Genomic DNA, 17,130 nt, shown 5'->3' with positions numbered 1-17,130 from the left:
CGTCCCCAAGTCCAGTCTACCGGCCACCCCCGACAAAACCCCTGCTCAAACCCCGTTGTCCACAGGCGACCGCCATTGAGGACAACTCAGAGCAGCTCCAGCAGGAACGGCAGTTCCTGCGGCGCATACCAAGCCAGCTCGTGGTCCTCCGCATCCCCCAAAGTGAACTCCGCGTCCGGATCCCCCAGGTCGGCCGCGTCGATCACCGCCGCCGCCGCGGTCACCGCTTCAGCCGCCTCCGGGGCGTCCACGTGGATCGCCGCCACCGCCGACAGCGGGATCGGGCCGCCGATTCGCACCACCGGTGCGTCCAGGTCCGGGCGCAGGGTCACTCCGGCGACGTCCGCCGAGACCACCACCCGGCGTGGCTCGCCCTTCTCCTCCGCCGCGATCAGGCGCAACGAAGCCCGGGCCGCGTCCAGCAACGCCGCGTACTCCAGCTCCTCGTCCGACCCGCTCGAGTACGCCTCGCGCAACGCCGGCGTCAGCGCGAAGGCCGTTCCGCTGCGGGCGCGGAACTCCCCCGATGTCTCGAGGTCGCGAAGCATCGCGATGGTCGCAGGCAGATAAACCCTCACCAGTGCGCACCCTTCAGCTCTTCCAAGGACTCTTCGATCATCCCGGCGACCAGATCGACGTCGAACGCGGCCTTGCGGTCGCCGTTCAGTCCGAAGTAGACGCCGCCGTGGTAGGACGTCACCCCGATCGCCAGCGCCTGGGTGCGCATCAGCGGCATCACCGGGAACATCTCGACCAGTCTGGCCTCTCCCGCGTACATCGGCACCTGGGGACCCGGCGAGTTGGTCACCATGACGTTGAAAATCCGCCCGGACAGCGACCCCGCCGCACGCGCGCCGAGCGAATGGAGCGTAGCCGGGGCGAAGCCGCCGACCTTGAGGAGGCCGCGGGCCGCCACCGAACGGCCCGAATCGAGGTGCTCGGCCATCGCGTGCCCGATGTGCTGGAGCCGCAGGACCGGGTTCGGCTCGCCGACCGGCAGGTCCACCAGGTACGCCGCCACCTGGTTGCCGACCAGCCCCGGCGTCGAGTACGCGGGTGTCTCGGCGTCGCGGACCGCCAGCGGCACCAGCGCGCGGATCGTCGTGTCCGGCGTGAGCTGGACCTCGCGCGAAAGCAGCCATTCGCGCAGCGCCCCCGTGATGGCCGCGAGGACGACGTCGTTGACCGTGCCGCCGTGCGCCGCGCGGATCTTGCGGAAGTCCTCCAGCCGCGTGCGGACCACGCCGAACACGCGACCACCCGACACCCGGACGTTCAGCGGCCCCGGCGGCGCCGGGCTCACCAGCGTGCGCAGCGTCGACGCCACGCCGCCGACGGTCTCGGCGAACTTGCCCGCCGCCGCGAACGCGTCGTTCGCCGCCGACCGGACGTTCTCCACCACCTCGCCCGGCCGCTGGACGCCCTCGCTGACCGCGTCCAGCACCAGCTGGGTGCGGCTCGGCTCGCGGCGCGGCGTCCAGATGTCCACGAACGGCTCCGGCTCGGCCGGCTCCAGGTCGAGGATGAGCTGGCCGAGGTCGATCGTGCCGACACCGTCCACAACGGACTGGTGGGTCTTCGTCACCAGCGCCACCCGGTCGCCGGCCAGCCCCTCGATGAAGTACGCCTCCCAGAGCGGCCGCTCCGGCGCCAGCCGCCGCGACATCAGGCGGGCGACCAGGTCGAACAGCTGCTCGTCGCTGCCCGGCTGGGGCAGCGCCGAGCGCCGGACGTGGTAGTTCAGGTCGAAGTCGACGTCGTCCACCCACACCGGCCGCGCCAGGTGACCCGGCACCTCGAGCACGCGCTGCCGGTACCGCGGCAGGTAGGCCAGCCGCCCGCCGATGAGGTCGACCAGCTGTGCGTAGCCGAACCCGGAGCGCGGCCGCTCGAAGATCGCCACGCCGCCGACGTGCATCGGGGTCGCGTGGTCCTCGAGGTAGAGGAACGAGGCGTCCAGCGCGGAAAGGCGGTCGGGCATGGGCCGATCCTTTCATGATGCGAGACTGCGGGGTGTGGGTGATGAGTCGACAATCTCGCCGAAGGACCGCTTCCTGACCGTGTACGGCCGGAAGCCGGTGCTCGAGGCACTGGCGGACGACGACCTGCGCGTGGACAAGGTGATCCTCGCCGACACCGCCCGCGGGCCCGGCGCGGCGGAGATCCAGCGCGCGGCGAAGGAGGCCGGCGTGCCGGTGCAGCGCGCCAGTGCCCACCGGGTCAAGGTGCTCGCCGGCAACGGCAAGCAGGACCAGGGCGTGCTCGCCGACGTCCTCGCCCCGCGGATGCGAGCGCTTTCCGCGGCGCTGGGCGACCGGCGGCCGCCGTCGCGGGTGCTGCTGCTGGACGGCATCACCACGCCCGCGAACGTCGGCATGATCCTGCGGACGGCGACCGCGGCCGGCCTGGACGGGGTGATCGTGCCCCGGCGCGGCGTCGCGGCGCTGGACCCGCTGGTCGTCAAGGCGTCGGCGGGGGTGGCGTTCCGGGCGCCGGTGCTGCGCTGCGGCTCGGCGCGCGAGGCCGCCGAGATGCTGACCGAAGCCGGCTACGGGCTCTACGCGCTGGGCGCGTCGGCTCGCACGACGGTGTTCGACATCGACCTGCCGCAGCGCGCCGCGTTCGTCCTCGGCGGCGAGACGGCCGGTGTCGGGCCGGAGGTCGGCGAGCTCGTCACGGAGTGGGTGTCCATCCCGATGCCGGGTGACGTCGAGTCGCTGAACGTCTCGGCCGCCGCCGCGGTGCTGTCGTTCGAGCTGGTCCGCCGCGCGCGCTGACCCTCACCCGGCCGCGAACAGCACGGCGAGTTCGTCCAGCGTCTCGCCGACCGACCGGTGGTGCACCCCGACCATGCCCGCCTCGACGGCGCCGCGGACGTTCGCCGCCGAGTCGTCGACGAACGCGCAGCGCGCGGCGGGCAGCCCGAGCCGCTCGGCCGCGATCAGGTAGACCGCCGGGTCCGGTTTGGCCACGCCGACCTCGCCGGAAAACACCAGGGCGTCGAAGAAGCCGGACATCGTGTTCTTGACCTCGTCCGAGGCCCGGGGCGCGTTGGACAGCAGCGCGGTGCGGACGCCGCGCTCGCGTGCGGCCGCCAGGTAGTCGTAGAACCGGCCGGCGTCGGGATCGGTGAGAACACCGGCGAAATCGACCAACAACCCTTTCAGCATCCGGCACACCATAGCCGGGGCCGGGACGCGGTGTCTCGCCGAGCGGGGGTTTACCGCAATGGCCGGCAGGAATCCACAGCTTCGGCGGTTTCCGCCCGGATCGTGCGATTCCGGTGTCTTTTCCGGCCCGTTCCCCCTCTAAGCGAATGCCGAGCCAGGGAGGGAAGGAAAATGATCGAGGAACACCGGTTGCGAACACTGGTCCACTGCGAGGTGCCTCGCCGGGCGGACCGTCCGGCAGAGGGGACACCGAGCGTGCCCCACCGCGGCGACGCGCGGTACCCGGCGCCGCGGCAACTCGACGCGGGCGAGGTGGGCCACCTGCTGAACATGCTGCTGGAGGCCTACGACGGCCGCCGCCCGGCGGCGCAGGTCCGCGCCTTGGTGGCGCCGGAGGTGTACGCGGGGTTCATCGGGCCACGCCGGACGCGGCCACGGCACCGGACGCAGACGATCCACACGTGCACGCCGGCACCGGAGGTGGTCGAGGCGTGCGCCCGCGTGGAGGCGGACGGCCGCTCGTTCGCACTGGCGGCCCGCTTCACCCGCACCCCGACCGGCTGGCGGTGCGTGCGGTTCGCGCTGTTGAAGCCGCAGCAGCCGGCCAACCCGATCCGGCGGGCGGCGTGAAGCGGGGAGGTGCGGGCCGCTCGCCACCCGTCGCAAGAGCGGCGAGGTGAGGCGGGTTCAGGTGCCCCGCCCTGCCGACGGCTCGCGGGGGCGCGCCACGCCGACCGCCGCCACTCACGGGACCGCGCCGCGTCGCTGCGGCACGGTCCGCCCGAGCCACGTTTGTCGTCGCGGCCAGCGTCGCGCCGGAACCTAACCGCCGCTCGCCACGGAAAGGGCCGACAAGCCGCGCAAGGTCGCCGTCGGGTTCCACTCCGGTGGGCCCGCCAAGGTCAGGTCCGGGCGGTGGCGGGCCAGTTCGCGGAATGCGATGCGGGCCTCCAACCTCGCCAATGGCGCGCCCAGGCAGAAGTGGATGCCCTGGCCGAACGCCAGCTGGCGGCCCGGCTCCCGCGCCGGGTCGAAGGTTTCCGGGGAGGGGCCCGTTGCCGGGTCGCGGTTGGCCGCGCCGAGCACCATGATCAGCTGGCTGCCCGCCGGTACCGCCAGCTCGCCCAGCTCCGTGTCGCGCAGGGCCGTGCGGGCCGTCAGCTGGACCGGCGAGTCGTAGCGCAGCACCTCCTCCACCACCCGCGCCGCGTTCTCGCCGTCCGTGCCCAGCGGTTTCAGGCCGTCGGGGCCGCGCAGCAGCGCCAGGACGCCGTTGCCGATCAGGTTCGTCGTCGTCTCGTGGCCGGCGATCAGCAGGAGCGTGAGCGTCACCAGCAGCTCGCCCTCGGTGAGCACGTCGCCCGCGTCGGACACCGCCACCAGCGCCGAAAGCAGGTCGTCGCCCGGCTCCCGCCGCCGCTCGGCCGCCAGCGAACGGAAGTAGCCCACGAACGCCTGGCGGGCCCTGACCGCCGGTTCGAACGTCTCCGGGCGCTGCAGGAACGGCGGGTCCAGCGCCCGCGCCATCGCGTGCGACCACTCCGCGAACCGCTCGCGATCGTCCAGCGGTACGCCGAGGAGTTCCGCGATCACCTCGACCGGCAACGGCTTCGCGAGCGCCGTCATCACGTCGAACTCCGCCGGCGCGCGGGCGACGAGTGCGGCCGCGATCTCCTCGATGCGCGGCGTGAGCTGCTCGACCATCCGCGGCGTGAACGCCTTCGCCACCAGCCGCCGCAGGCGCGTGTGGTCCGGCGGGTTCAGCGAGAGGAACGCCCGGACCACGCGTCCCGATTCGTCGACCGGCTGGTCCGGGAGGCGGTCCGCCGGATCCAGGTACTCGGGCTCGGGGTGCCCGAACGCCGGGTCGCGCAGCACGTGCGTCGCCTCGGCGAGGCCGCTCACCACGAACATCCGCTCGTTCAGGGCCGCGACCGGCCACCGCTCGCGCCACCGCCGGTACGCCGGGTACGGGTCCGGCCGCCGCTCGGCCGCGAACAACGCGAAGAACTCCTGCGGATCCGCCGACGTCACCAAGCCCCTCCCCCGTTCATGACACCGGGGCGCGCGGACCAGCCGCGCACCCCGGTCACACCCGTGTCAGCGACGCGGGCCCTTCTTGCCCTTCTTGGCGGCGTCACGCTGGGCGGCGCGACGATCCCGGCGGGTCCCGCCGGCGCCACCGCCCGCGGCCTGCGCCTCGCCCTCGGCGTGGGACTCGACCTCGCCGTCCTCCCCCGGCCCGGACAGCGTCATGCCCGGCTGCTGGCCACCGCCGCCGAGGCCCTTGCCGCGCAGGGCGGCCGGGACGGACTCGGTGTCGGTCGTCGGCGGCTGCGGCGGCGCCGGCCGCGCGTGCCGGCCCTCCGCCGCCTGGCCGTTGCCGGTGGGGACGCCCGTCGGCACCGCCGCGGCTTCCTCGGCCGGCGGGGCCTCGGCGCGCTCGACCTGCAGGTTGAACAGGAAGCCGACGGCCTCCTCCTTCAGCGAGTCGAGCATCGCGCGGAACATGTCGAAGCCCTCGCGCTGGTACTCGATCAGCGGGTCGCGCTGCGCGAGCGCCCGCATGCCGATGCCCTGCTTGAGGTAGTCCATCTCGTACAGGTGCTCGCGCCACTTGCGGTCGAGGACCGTCAGCATCACCTGGTGCTCCAGGGTCCGCATGCCCTCCGGGCCGACGAGCGCGTTGATTTCCGCTTCGCGCTTGTCGTAGGCGTTGCGGGCGTCCTGGACCAGCGCGTCGCGCAGGCTGCTCTCGTCGAGGTCGCCGTCCTCCATGAGGTCGTCCCACTCGATGCTCACCGGGTACAGCGTCTTCAGCGCCGTCCACAGCTTCTCGTGGTCCCAGTCCTCGGCGTAGCCGTTGGCCGTCGCACCGTCCACATAGGCGTTGACGACGTCGACGAGCATGCCCTCGATCTGGTCGCGCAGGTTCTCGCCGGCCAGGACGCGGTGGCGCTCGGCGTAGATCACCTTGCGCTGCTCGTTCATGACCTCGTCGTACTTGAGGACGTCCTTGCGCTGCTCCATGTTGATCTGCTCGACCTGGGTCTGCGCGCTCTTGATGGCCTTGGAGACCATCTTGTGCTCGATCGGCACGTCGTCGGGCAGGCGCATGGTCGTCATGACGCGCTCGACCATCGTCGCGTTGAAGCGGCGCATGAGCTCGTCACCGAGCGACAGGTAGAAGCGGGACTCGCCCGGGTCGCCCTGCCGGCCGGACCGGCCGCGGAGCTGGTTGTCGATGCGGCGCGACTCGTGCCGCTCGGTGCCCAGCACGTACAGCCCGCCCGCCTCGCGGACCTCCTCGGCCTCGGCCTTGGACTCGGCCTTGACCTGCTCCAAGACCTCCGGCCAGGCGGCCTCGTACTCCTCGGAGTGCTCGACCGGGTCCAGGCCGCGCTCCCGCAGCACCTGGTCGGCGATGAGGTCGGGGTTGCCGCCCAGCACGATGTCGGTACCGCGGCCGGCCATGTTCGTGGCGACCGTGACGGCGCCCTTCTGGCCGGCGCGCGCGACGATCAGCGCCTCCCGGTCGTGGTGCTTCGCGTTCAGCACCTCGTGCGGGACGCTCAGCTTGACCAGCAGCTTCGACAGCCGCTCCGACTTCTCGACGCTCGTGGTGCCGACCAGCACCGGCTGGCCCTTCTCGAACCGCTCGGCGATGTCCTCGGCGACGGCCTCGTACTTCGCTTCCTCGGTCTTGTAGATCAGGTCCGGCTGGTCCTGGCGGACCATCGGGCGGTTCGTCGGGATCGGCACCACACCCAGCTTGTAGGTCTGGTGGAACTCGGCGGCCTCGGTCTCGGCCGTACCGGTCATCCCGGCCAGCTTGCCGTAGAGGCGGAAGTAGTTCTGCAGCGTGATCGTGGCGAGGGTCTGGTTCTCGGCCTTGATCTCGACCTTTTCCTTGGCCTCGATCGCCTGGTGCATGCCCTCGTTGTAGCGGCGGCCGTGCAGGACGCGGCCGGTGAACTCGTCCACGATCATGACTTCGCCGTTGCGGACGATGTAGTCCTTGTCGCGGTGGAAGAGCTCCTGGACCTTGAGCGCGTTGTTCAGGTACCCGACCAGCGGGGTGTTGGCGGCCTCGTACAGGTTGTCGATGCCGAGCTGGTCCTCGACGAACCGGACGCCCTTCTCGGTGACGGCCACCGTGCGCTTCCGCACGTCGATCTCGTAGTGGTACTTCGAGTTGATCAGGTTCGTCTTCTCGACCCGCTCACGCGACCCCATCGTGGTGGTGTCGATGCCGTTCATCAGCGGGACGAGCCGCGCGAACTCGACGTACCAGCGCGACGACTGGTCCGCCGGGCCCGAGATGATCAGCGGCGTCCGGGCCTCGTCGATGAGGATCGAGTCCACCTCGTCGACGATGGCGTAGTAGTGGCCGCGCTGGACGCAGTCGTCCAGGCTCCACGCCATGTTGTCGCGCAGGTAGTCGAAGCCGAACTCGTTGTTCGTGCCGTAGGTGATGTCGGCGTTGTACTGGGCACGCCGGACGTCCGGCTGCTGCTCCGAGAGGATCACGCCGACCTCGAGGCCGAGGAAGCGGTGGATGCGGCCCATCCACTCCGAGTCGCGCTTGGCCAGGTAGTCGTTCGTCGTGACGACGTGGACGCCCTTGCCGGGGATGGCGTTGAGGTAGGCGGGGAGGACGCAGGTGAGCGTCTTGCCCTCGCCGGTCTTCATTTCGGCGACCTGGCCGAGGTGCAGCGCCGCGCCGCCCATCAGCTGGACGTCGAAGTGACGCTGGCCCAGCACCCGCTTGGCCGCTTCCCGGACGACCGCGAAGGCCTCCGGGAGCAGGTCGTCGAGGGATTCGCCGTCGCCGTTCCGCTTGCGGAACTCCTCGGTCTTGGCCCGCAGCTCGGCGTCGGTCAGGTCCTTGACGTCGTCTTCGAGGGTGTTGATGTGATCGGCGATGTTGCGCAGCCGCTTCACCATCTTGCCCTCACCCGCGCGGAGCAGGCGGTTCAGCACCATCCGGTCGACCTCACTAGCTGAATATGAGCACGCCCAGGCCGGTCCCGGGCAGGTTCTCCCGCGGTGGCGGCCGAGTTCGGCGCCACCTTCCCACCCCCATCGTAGGGAACGGTGGCCGTGGTGTGCACACGCCGTACGTCCTGAGAACCTTATTCAGCCGTCGGCCGGCGCGAATGTCACGTAGGTGGACGGCCTGCGGTCTGTAGCGCCGGCCTAACCAGAATAAGGTTCTGACATACGGAGGGCCCGCACGCGAGCGCGTGCGGACCCTCCGTCCGGCCTCCTTCGAGCCCGGCTCAGCCGAGCCGGATCACGCCGTAGTCGAAGCCTTTCCGCCGGTAGACCACGCTGGGCCGGCCCGCGTCGGAGTCGTTGAAGAGGTAGAAGTCGTGGCCGACCAGTTCCATCTCGTAGAGAGCCTGGTCCACCGTCATGGGGTCGGCGGTGTGCTGCTTCTCGCGGACGACGCGGCCGGGCTGGTGACCCAGGTCGTCGTCGGCCCAGCTCTGCTGCTGGGGCAGGTGGAATTCTTCGGCACTCGCGAAGCCGTTCGACTGAGGTTCGGCTTCGGGTGCGTCCAACACCGCGGTACGCGCGGCGGGACTGGCTGCGGCCGGGGATCCACCACCCGGCAGTGCCGAGGTCGCCTCGGCGACCGATTCCGGACGGCTGCGGCCGTAGTGCACGCGCCGCCGGTCGTGTGTCCTCCGCAGCCGGTTTTCCAGCTTGGTGACTGCGGAATCGAGCGCCGCGTAGAAGTCGGCGGCACACGCTTCAGCGCGTACGGCCGGGCCCCGCCCCTTTCCGGTGATTTCGACGCGCTGGCAGCTCTTGGCCTGGCGTCGGTTGGGTTCGTGGAACAGTTCCACGTCGTACCGGATGACTTTCCTGTCGTAGCGCTCGAGGCGGGCCAGCTTTTCGCTGACAAGTGCCCGATAGTGGTCGGGCACCTCCACGTTGCGGCCCTTAACGACGATGTCCATACACGACCTCCCTCGCTGAGATGACTGCGAGCTGATGTGTTCACACACGGCGCCGGTATTGCGGGGACGTAAGCCCGGATCGCGGGCTGAGAAGGAACTCGGAAACGGTGGACGACGTCTCGTTCCGGTGACCGAGCGCGGACTCAGCGCACCTCCGGCGCCAGGGACATGGGCTCGTCACCTCCCTGCCTGCGGGGATTGCTGATTGCGGAGCACGTTAGCTTCCTCACGCCCGTTACAACAGCCCCCGAGCCGGGGGATGTCAGGGGATGGGACTCGGTCACCCCGCGCAGTGATCGCGAAGTGGGCACCGCAAAACACCCGCTGGTCGGACGCGGCGCGATCGCCGTGCTTTCACACGGACGGCGCACCGCTGCCTGCTGGTGGACGCCCAGGGTGACAGCCCGATCTCCCACAGCCGCCACTCCGGTGGAGTAGTGCGGCGGCCGAGTGATCGTGATCGACACCCTCATGCCCGGACAACGGGCACCGGTCCGCTCGCGTTCCCGGCGGTTGTCACTCGTGTAGGTGACGGGAGGTTCACCCGGGCGCGATAAGGGGTTCTCGGTGGGGTCCTTTTTTGCGGCTTGAGCTGGGGAGAAGTCGGTTGCGGTGCGGGTCGGGGGCGGTTGATCGGGGTGAGGCGCGGAACCGGTACCACGTTGTTTCCGGCGTGTTTCGGGGTTTGCTGGGCACGGTTCGCCTGGGTCGGGGTTGCCGCGCACGACTTGCGTCACCCGGTCGAGTCGGCGCGGCTCGGCCGGGAGCCGTCGCTTGTGGCCGCTCTCGCCGGCCTGCGCGGTTCCCGGGGAAGGTCCACAGTGGTGCACATGGATCGGTTTTCAGCGCACGGCGGCGAGCCCGGCCGGTTCAGCCGGCGGCCAGCAGGGTCAGGACGGCGGAGACCGTAACTCCCGCCGCCGCGAGCGCGCCGGTGCAGGCGGCCGCCGTGGCCCCGGTGGTGATCACGTCGTCCAGGACCACGACGCTGAATCCCGGCGGCGGGCGCCCGGCCTCGCGGAACCTCAGGTGGCCGGCGAGGTTGGCCATGCGCTGTTCGCGGCTCAAGCCGACCGCGTCGCGGGCTGCGCCCGCCAGCTCCAACGCGGGCGCGACGGCGACTTCGATGCCCTGCGCCGCGAGGACGCTGGCTGCCGCGTGGGCCAGGCGTTCGACGTGCGGGCCGCCTCGCACCCGCGCCGCCGACGGGCGGCTCGGGGCTGGGACCAGGCAAATCGCCCGGGCGGAGCGGGCCGCCGGGTTCGGGGATGTGGGCTGAGCAGCCCCACCCGGGGGAGATGTCGGAGCGGCGCGAGCGCCGTCCGATCGCGCCGGGCTGGCATGCGGCCAGGCCGAAGGCCCACCGGACCCTGCGGGAATGGCGCCCGACCGAACCGACACCCCACCAGGCGCGCCGACCGCGGTCAACTCCAACGGCAGCACCATCACCGCCTCCGCCAGCACCCTCCCCAACGACGGCGCCAGGTCACGGCGCCCGCGCTCCTTGTACGCGATCAACAACCTCCGGCCCACCCCGCGGTACCTGGCCAGCGCGAACACCCGCACCAACCCCGCCGTGGGCGCGCGCACCACCTCCCGGGCCGCACCCCACACCCCCTCGCACTGGGCACAACACGGCTCGCCCCGGGCTCCGCACGCGGCGCAGCGGCTGGGGATCAGCAGATCGAGCAGTCTCTTCAGCACACCGACAGTGTCCCGACCGGCACCGACAGTTTCGAACGCCCGGACGTCACCCACCCGAGTGAAAAAGATCAGCCCGGATAAAAGGGATCCGCGTCCTTCATCGTGTGGCTCTGCGGCCGCCACACCTCGCCCAGCACCGACGCCGTCCAGAGGCCGTTGGCGTCCGCGACCACGATCTGGCGGCCGGGGGCCGCTGTCACGCCGTGGACCGTCGGGGTCAGGTTGCTGCTGTTGAACGGGTCGATCCGCTGGCCGTCCACCGTCACCTTGACCACCGGCTGGGACGGCGACTTCGTCGCCACCACCAGGCTTTCCGGGGCGACCCAGTCGACGTCGACGACGTCCTCGAGTTCGTGCGGCTGGAGGTGGCGCGGCTCGCGCAGGGACACCGAGTCGCCGTTGGTGACCACCGAGGCCACCCACAGCTGCCCCTTGATCACCGCCGCGACGCGCGCGCCGTCGCGGGAGAACCGGAGTTCCGTCAGGTCGCCCTGCTGGGTCAGGTCCGTGGCGTTGACGCTCAGCGCCGTCCACTGGCCGTTCTGGTCGAGCACCATCCGGCCCACCGACGGCCCGTCGACCACCGTCCACAGCTCGCCCGTGCCGGGGCGCCACGTCGGGCGGGTCAGGGAGCTGCCGCCGAGGGCGGTCAACGCCAGGTCGTGGCCGAGGTCGCCGATCCGCAGGCGCACGCCGCCGCCGCTGCGCTCGACCACCGCCAGGCGCTTGCCGTCGATCGACTGGGCCGCGCTCACGACGTCGTACCCGCCGTTGCCCGCCGGGCCCGGCACCGGGGCGCCGTCACCGAGGGAACGGACGCGGCCGCCGACCGTCATCAAGCCCGGCAGCTGCAAGCTGATCGACAGCGACGCGCCGTACGCGGGCAGGTCGCTCTGCCGCCAGTCCGGGTGGTTCGGCACGAGCGGGGCGCCGTCGGCGAGGATGCGGATCCGGGCCGACGTGACGTACTGCAGGGACAGCACGATCTGCGCCGCAATCAGGTTCCGGATGTCTTCGGGCACCCCCGTGAGCCCGGTCAGCGGCACCACCAGCGTCCCGTCGTCGAGGCTCTTGACGTTCGTGTCGATCTCGATGGGTTCGCCGAGCAGGTTCTTCACCGCGCCGGCCAGGCTCGTCGACGGCCCGCTGACCAGCAGGTCCATCACCCGGCCCGGCAGCCCCGACTGCGGCTTCGCGAGGACGTAGCGCCGGTCGGGGACGAAGGTGGCCGACGACTCCGAGTAGAAGCTCACCGGGACCGGCGTGTAGTTCTCGGTGAAGTCGGACTCGGTCGCGTACAGGTCGGCCGGCGGGTCGACGATGCGCCACTGGCCGTTCGGCTGCTTGCGCACCTTCACCTGCAGCAGCGCCGAGCTGTAGTCCGGCACGAACGCGCTGTTCTGGTCCAGCGTGCCGATGTCGATCCCGCGGACGTTGACGACCTGCGTGCCCGGGTCCGGCGGCGGGCCGGTGTCGTAGACCGTGCCGAAGGTGTCCTGGATGATCGTCAGGCTGCGGCTCGGCCGCCAGGCCGCCCGGCCCTGCTCGTCCAGGTACGCCCGGGCGGCGACGTTGTTCTGCCCCGGCTTGAGCGTCGCCCCGACGAAGGCCCGGACCAGCGACAGCGGGTCGATCCCCGGCGGCGGCTCCGGCACCACGTCACCCGAGCTCTGGCCCTGCCGCTCGCCGGGCACCACCTGGGGCTGCGACTCCAGCGGCACGTTCGCGCAGCCCGCGAGCAGCACCGCGCACAGGACCGAGAGCAGGACCTTCGCCCCGGCCCCCCGGAGAGCGTGTGGTTTCACTGACCGATTCCCTCACGTTCGGCGAAGATCGCCTCCGGCGCCGGCGTGACGTCGATGATCCCGAGCGGCACCTCGCCGGCGAACCGGTCGGGCGGCGGCAGGACCAGCGGCGAGTCCCCGACGGGCACGCCCTGCTGACGCGGCAGCAGGAGCCGGAAGCAGGCGCCGTGGCCGGGCTCGCCCCACGCGTCGAGCTCACCGCCGTGCAGGCGCGCGTCCTCCTGGCTGATCGCCAGGCCCAGCCCGGTGCCGCCGGTGCGCCGGTTGCGCGACGGGTCGGCGCGCCAGAACCGGTTGAACACCAGGTCCGCCTCGCCGAGCCGCAGGCCGACACCGTGGTCGCGGACCGTGATGGCGACGGCGGTCTCGTTCGCCCCGACCGTCAGCACCACCGGCTTGCCCTCGCTGTGGTCGACGGCGTTGGCGAGCAGGTTGCGCAGGATCCGCTCGACGCGCCGGGCGTCGACCTCGGCGATCACCTCTTCCTCGGGCAGCACGAGCTCCACCGAGCTGCCCGCGTTGCCGGCGATCACCCGCACCTGCTCGACCGCGCGGGTGGCGATCGGGCGGACGTCGATGAACTCCGCCGACAGGTCCTCGACACCGGCGTCGAGCCTGCTGATCTCCAGCAGGTCGCCGAGCAGCGCTTCGAACCGGTCGAGCTCGTCGACCAGCAGTTCCGTCGACCGCGCGAGGCCGGCCGGGAACTGCTCGCGGGACGCGTGCAGCACGTCCGCGGCCATCCGGACGGTGGTCAGCGGGGTGCGCAGCTCGTGCGAGACGTCGGAGGTGAACCGGCGCTGCAGGCCGCCGAACTCCTCGAGCTGGCGGATCTGGCGCTGGATGCTCGCGGCCATCCCGTTGTAGGACACGGCGAGCTTCGCGAGGTCGTCTTCGCCGAGCACGGCGAGCCGCTGGTCGAGGTCGCCGCCGGCGAACTGCTCGGCCGCCGCGGCGGCCTGCCGGACCGGGCGGACCACCTGCCGCGTCACCAGGTTCGTGATGCCCGCCAGCAGGAGCAGCAGCACGAGCCCGCCGACCAGCAACGTGTTCTGCACCGTCGAGACGGTGTTCTGCTCGGTCGTCAGCGGGAACAGCAGGTACAGCTGCAGCGGGACGGCCACGGTGCTCAACGGCGTGCCGACGATCAGGTACGTCGTGCGGCCGCCGCCGGACTCGGGGACGGTGTGCTCGAGGAAGCTCATCTGGTCGGCTTCGACGAACTGGCGCAGCCGCGGCGGCACGTTCTCGAACGGGCCGGCGAACGCCAGCGTGGCGCCGGACTGGTCGTGGCCGCCGCTGGCGAGCACCGGGACGAACGTCCCCGCCGCCGACCCGGCCGCGTCCTGGCTGGTCGGCGTGATCGCGATCTTCTTCAGCGCGTTCTCGAGCCGGTTCGTGAGCGCTTCGACGTTCTCGGAGCCGAGGCCGACGAGCTCGCCGGCGGCCGTCTCCGCCGCCGCGCGGGTCTGGGCGACCGCCGCCGTGCGCTTGGTGTCCAGCAGCCGTTCGGTGATCTGGTTCTGCAGGACCATGCCCAGCACGAAGACCACGGCCGAAGACAGCGCGAGCGTCGACACGGTGACGCGGAACTGGAGCGAGTGCTTCCACAGCTCGTTGAACGCGACCGCGCGGCGGCGCGCGAAAACGACGACACGCCGCACCAGGCGTGCCGTCGAACGCGCGAACGCGGGGACCCGTCTGCCGGTCTCCGTGCTCATCGACTCATCACGGCGGGCCGGCCTTGTACCCGACGCCGCGAACGGTCAACACCACCTCGGGGTGTTCCGGGTCCTTCTCCACCTTCGAGCGCAGCCGCTGGACGTGCACGTTCACCAGCCGGGTGTCGGCCGCGTGGCGGTAACCCCACACCTGCTCGAGCAGCACCTCGCGGGTGAACACCTGGCGTGGCTTGCGCGCCAGGGCCACCAGCAGGTCGAACTCCAGCGGGGTCAGCGGGATGGCCTTGCCCTCGCGCGTGACCTCGTGGCCCGGCACGTCGATCGCCAGGTCGCCGATGGTGAGCGATTCCGCCGGCTCGGCCTCGGTGCGGCGCATGCGGGCACGGACCCGCGCGACCAGCTCCTTCGGCTTGAACGGCTTGACGACGTAGTCGTCGGCGCCGGACTCCAGGCCGAGGACGATGTCGACGGTGTCGCTCTTGGCGGTGAGCATGACGATCGGCACCCCGGACTCGGCGCGGATCGCCTTGCAGACGTCGATCCCGTTCATCCCGGGCAGCATCAGGTCGAGCAGGACGAGGTCGGGCTTGAGCTCACGCAGCGCGGGCAGCGCGCGTGAGCCGTCGGCGACCACCGCCGTGTCGAACCCCTCCCCACGGAGCACGATGGTGAGCATCTCCGCGAGGGCGGGGTCGTCGTCGACCACGAGAACACGTGCCTTCATGTCCACATATTCGCACTAGTTCCGGCGCCCGCACGCACGACCCGCGTGTTTGACCACCAGAAAGATCAAGATCGCGCGAGCTCCCTGCTCCATCCGGGTGCCGGTGGACGGTCCGTGAAGGTCGCACCGAAGGGACTCGGGGTCCCTCGATGCGGCCTTCACGGACCTGCGAGGAGAGTTTCAGGGAACGGCCGGCACGGGCGCGTCGACGTACACGGCGCCGTCGGTGATGACCACGCGGCGGGTCCGCACGGGGGCCTTCGCCGGCAGGCAGGTGGGCGCGCCGGTGCGCAGGTCGAACCGCGCGGCGTGCAGCGGGCACTCGACGAAACAGCCTTCGAGCCAGCCGTCGGCGAGCGAAGCGTCCTGGTGCGTGCAGGTGTCGTCGACGGCGAAGAAGCCGTCCTCGGTGTGGAACACCGCGATCGGAGCGGGACCGCCGAGGCGGAGCGCCTCCCCCAGGGGCAGGTCGGCGACGGCGCAGGCTCGGATCATCGGGGCCTCCGGAGAACGACTGGCGGGATGCCGGGGCGGTACGTGAAAGTTGCGCATTGTGAGACGATGTGCAACTTGCGCAACAATCCGGCTTCGGGGGCGTCCTCGTCAAGAGATTCCCCCACTCAGCCGATAGGCGCCCCGCAAAACGGATACTGTTGCGCCATGCGAAACCAGGACTCTGCTGACGCAACCTCGGCGGGAAAGCGTGCCTCGGCTGAGGGCAACGCAACTCAGAGCCAGGTGCAATCGGTCGACCGGGCCATCAGCGTGCTGGAACTGCTGGCGCGCAACGGCGAAACCGGCATCACCGAGATCGCGGGCGAACTGGGGGTCCACAAGTCGACGGCGTCGCGCCTACTGAGCGTCCTGGAGACCAGAGGCCTGGTCGAGCAGCTCGGCGAACGCGGGAAGTACGCGATCGGCTTCGGCATCGTCCGGCTGGCCGGGGCCGCGACCGGCCGCATGGACCTCGCGAAGCTGGGCCGGGCCAGCTGCCTGGTGCTGGCCGAGGAACTGGGCGAAACGGTGAACATCGCCATCGCCGACGACGGCGTCGCCATCAACATCAGCCAGGCCCGCGGCTCGGCCGCGATCACCACGCAGAACTGGACGGGCCAGCGGACGCCGCTGCACGCGACCTCGAGCGGCAAGATCCTCCTGGCGTACATGGGCGAAGCCGAGCGCAAGCGGGTGCTGAAGCGGAAGCTGGAGCAGTACACCCCGCGCACGACGGTCGAGCCGGACGAGCTGATGACCGAGCTGGACCGGGTGCTCGAAGACGGTTATGCGGCCTGCTACGAAGAACTCGAGCTCGGCATGCACGCCGTCGCCGTCCCGATCCACGGCCCGGGCGGGGACGTCGTCGCCGCGATGAGCGCTTCCGGGCCGTCGTACCGGCTTTCGAAGCAGCGCGTGAAGCAGATCGTGAAGCCGATGACCGAGGCGGCGGAGGAACTTTCCGCGCAGCTGGGCTATTTCCGGGACCAGGGGTAGAGCCGCGCCATTTCGCGGATCGTCTTTCCCATGTGTGCCACCAGTTCCGCGGGCGCCAGCACCTGCGCGTCCGCGGGTTCGAGGGTGCGGGCCACGAGCCGGCGGCTGGCGGGCCGAGGATGTCCGGCAGGGCGGCGATTCCGGCGGCGAGCGCCCGGAGCTCCTCGATGTCGCCGACGCGGTAGGTCCGCGGCTCCGGCCCGGCCACGAGGTACCAGACGCCGGCCTTGAGGACCAGGCCGAGCGGGTGCGGCCGCCGCGTCACGACCCCGGGCGCCGCGACCAGCGGCGGTACCGGACCTCGACGACCTGGTCCTGCCACAGCGCTTCCGCGGCCGCGAGCAGCTGCGGCACCCGGTCCGCTTCGCGGTAAGCGGCGACTTCTACGGCGACGACACCCACGGAGGGGCCCCGATCAAGGTCCACCTCGCCTGGACGGGCAAACCACCGCGACCCCGCGGTGGCAGCAGGCGTTCTCGGCCGACGGCGGGCAGACCTGGGAAACCAACTGGGTCATGGAGTTCGCCCGCGCCTGAGGGGACACCGTTTCGGGTGCTTGACACTGCGTCGCGCATGACGCACGTT

General features: G+C 71.2%; 15 protein-coding genes and 1 pseudogene. 3 read left to right on the top strand and 13 right to left on the bottom strand.

The annotated features are described in order from the left end of the window. Window positions 1-86: 86 nt before the first annotated feature. Together C2L58_RS31075 and C2L58_RS31070 are read right to left on the bottom strand one after the other, a co-directional pair. Window positions 87-578, bottom strand: a complete 492-nt coding sequence (locus tag C2L58_RS31075) for a DUF6912 family protein (RefSeq protein WP_103341231.1) — start codon at window positions 576-578, stop codon at window positions 87-89. Further along, window positions 575-1,981: a WS/DGAT/MGAT family O-acyltransferase gene (locus tag C2L58_RS31070; RefSeq protein ID WP_103341230.1), complete on the bottom strand. Its 1,407-nt coding sequence runs from the start codon at window positions 1,979-1,981 to the stop codon at window positions 575-577. The genes C2L58_RS31075 and C2L58_RS31070 overlap by 4 nt, the downstream gene beginning before the upstream one ends. Window positions 1,982-2,015: 34 nt before the next feature. Between C2L58_RS31070 and C2L58_RS31065 the strand changes: the two genes are divergently transcribed. Further along, entirely contained in the window at window positions 2,016-2,777 is a 762-nt protein-coding gene (locus tag C2L58_RS31065) for a TrmH family RNA methyltransferase (RefSeq protein WP_103341229.1), read from the top strand. Window positions 2,778-2,780: 3 nt separating this feature from the next. On the opposite strand, the gene C2L58_RS31060 is transcribed toward C2L58_RS31065, so the two are convergent. Continuing rightward, a complete protein-coding gene (locus C2L58_RS31060; protein ID WP_233226039.1) occupies window positions 2,781-3,170 on the bottom strand; it encodes an HAD-IA family hydrolase in 390 nt (129 codons plus the stop codon). A gap of 171 nt (window positions 3,171-3,341) precedes the next feature. On the opposite strand from C2L58_RS31060, the gene C2L58_RS51405 reads away from it, so the two are divergent. Further along, on the top strand, window positions 3,342-3,800 hold the full coding sequence (locus tag C2L58_RS51405; RefSeq protein ID WP_103341228.1) for an Rv3235 family protein: 459 nt from the start codon (window positions 3,342-3,344) through the stop codon (window positions 3,798-3,800). A 192-nt stretch (window positions 3,801-3,992) separates the two neighbouring features. On the opposite strand, the gene C2L58_RS31050 is transcribed toward C2L58_RS51405, so the two are convergent. The 8 genes from C2L58_RS31050 to C2L58_RS31015 all read right to left on the bottom strand — a co-directional run bounded on the left by C2L58_RS31050 (window position 3,993) and on the right by C2L58_RS31015 (window position 15,549). After that, window positions 3,993-5,204 (bottom strand): cytochrome P450, encoded by a 1,212-nt coding sequence (locus C2L58_RS31050; RefSeq protein WP_103341260.1) that lies wholly within the window; start codon window positions 5,202-5,204, stop codon window positions 3,993-3,995. Window positions 5,205-5,270: 66 nt separating this feature from the next. Continuing rightward, window positions 5,271-8,156: a preprotein translocase subunit SecA gene (secA, locus tag C2L58_RS31045; protein ID WP_103341227.1), complete on the bottom strand. Its 2,886-nt coding sequence runs from the start codon at window positions 8,154-8,156 to the stop codon at window positions 5,271-5,273. A gap of 296 nt (window positions 8,157-8,452) precedes the next feature. After that, on the bottom strand, window positions 8,453-9,139 hold the full coding sequence (gene hpf, locus C2L58_RS31040) for a ribosome hibernation-promoting factor, HPF/YfiA family (protein WP_103341226.1): 687 nt from the start codon (window positions 9,137-9,139) through the stop codon (window positions 8,453-8,455). 870 nt (window positions 9,140-10,009) lie between these two features. Then, the gene (locus tag C2L58_RS51735; RefSeq protein ID WP_441296334.1) at window positions 10,010-10,333 is read right to left on the bottom strand and encodes a hypothetical protein; all 324 of its coding nucleotides are present in this window, start codon (window positions 10,331-10,333) and stop codon (window positions 10,010-10,012) included. Between the two features lie 578 nt (window positions 10,334-10,911). Continuing rightward, window positions 10,912-12,648 (bottom strand): LpqB family beta-propeller domain-containing protein, encoded by a 1,737-nt coding sequence (locus tag C2L58_RS31030; protein ID WP_103341224.1) that lies wholly within the window; start codon window positions 12,646-12,648, stop codon window positions 10,912-10,914. Next, window positions 12,645-14,369, bottom strand: coding sequence for an MtrAB system histidine kinase MtrB (mtrB, locus tag C2L58_RS31025; RefSeq protein ID WP_103341223.1), 1,725 nt, complete (start codon window positions 14,367-14,369; stop codon window positions 12,645-12,647). The genes C2L58_RS31030 and mtrB overlap by 4 nt, the downstream gene beginning before the upstream one ends. Window positions 14,370-14,376: 7 nt before the next feature. Further along, window positions 14,377-15,054, bottom strand: coding sequence for an MtrAB system response regulator MtrA (gene mtrA / locus C2L58_RS31020; RefSeq protein WP_005150760.1), 678 nt, complete (start codon window positions 15,052-15,054; stop codon window positions 14,377-14,379). A gap of 180 nt (window positions 15,055-15,234) precedes the next feature. Further along, on the bottom strand, window positions 15,235-15,549 hold the full coding sequence (locus C2L58_RS31015) for a bifunctional 3-phenylpropionate/cinnamic acid dioxygenase ferredoxin subunit (protein WP_103341222.1): 315 nt from the start codon (window positions 15,547-15,549) through the stop codon (window positions 15,235-15,237). A 165-nt stretch (window positions 15,550-15,714) separates the two neighbouring features. On the opposite strand from C2L58_RS31015, the gene C2L58_RS31010 reads away from it, so the two are divergent. Continuing rightward, window positions 15,715-16,545 carry an IclR family transcriptional regulator gene (locus C2L58_RS31010; RefSeq protein WP_103341221.1) on the top strand — a complete coding sequence of 277 codons (831 nt, stop codon included), beginning with the start codon at window positions 15,715-15,717 and terminating at the stop codon, window positions 16,543-16,545. Window positions 16,546-16,750: 205 nt separating this feature from the next. On the opposite strand, the pseudogene C2L58_RS51730 reads toward C2L58_RS31010, so the two are convergent. Together C2L58_RS51730 and C2L58_RS50840 are read right to left on the bottom strand one after the other, a co-directional pair. Further along, a pseudogene (locus C2L58_RS51730) lies at window positions 16,751-16,810 on the bottom strand (hypothetical protein); the annotation flags it as partial. Next, the gene (locus C2L58_RS50840) at window positions 16,807-16,947 is read right to left on the bottom strand and encodes a hypothetical protein (protein ID WP_233226038.1); all 141 of its coding nucleotides are present in this window, start codon (window positions 16,945-16,947) and stop codon (window positions 16,807-16,809) included. The pseudogene C2L58_RS51730 and the gene C2L58_RS50840, both read right to left, overlap by 4 nt. Window positions 16,948-17,130: the final 183 nt, after the last annotated feature.

The sequence above is a fragment of the Amycolatopsis sp. CA-126428 genome, from assembly GCF_002904335.1.
Lineage (GTDB): Bacteria > Actinomycetota > Actinomycetes > Mycobacteriales > Pseudonocardiaceae > Amycolatopsis.
This window is presented reverse-complemented; position numbering and strand designations above follow the sequence as displayed.

What these genes read in the sequence shown, in the direction of transcription:
- C2L58_RS31070 (WP_103341230.1), bottom strand. Translation starts at nt 1,981, where the DNA reads ATGCCCGACCGCCTTTCCGCGCTGGACGCCTCGTTCCTCTACCTCGAG.
- C2L58_RS31060 (WP_233226039.1), bottom strand. Translation starts at nt 3,170, where the DNA reads ATGCTGAAAGGGTTGTTGGTCGATTTCGCCGGTGTTCTCACCGATCCC.
- C2L58_RS51405 (WP_103341228.1), top strand. Translation starts at nt 3,342, where the DNA reads ATGATCGAGGAACACCGGTTGCGAACACTGGTCCACTGCGAGGTGCCT.
- secA (WP_103341227.1), bottom strand. Translation starts at nt 8,156, where the DNA reads ATGGTGCTGAACCGCCTGCTCCGCGCGGGTGAGGGCAAGATGGTGAAG.
- hpf (WP_103341226.1), bottom strand. Translation starts at nt 9,139, where the DNA reads ATGGACATCGTCGTTAAGGGCCGCAACGTGGAGGTGCCCGACCACTAT.
- mtrB (WP_103341223.1), bottom strand. Translation starts at nt 14,369, where the DNA reads ATGAGCACGGAGACCGGCAGACGGGTCCCCGCGTTCGCGCGTTCGACG.
- mtrA (WP_005150760.1), bottom strand. Translation starts at nt 15,054, where the DNA reads ATGAAGGCACGTGTTCTCGTGGTCGACGACGACCCCGCCCTCGCGGAG.
- C2L58_RS31015 (WP_103341222.1), bottom strand. Translation starts at nt 15,549, where the DNA reads ATGATCCGAGCCTGCGCCGTCGCCGACCTGCCCCTGGGGGAGGCGCTC.
- C2L58_RS31010 (WP_103341221.1), top strand. Translation starts at nt 15,715, where the DNA reads ATGCGAAACCAGGACTCTGCTGACGCAACCTCGGCGGGAAAGCGTGCC.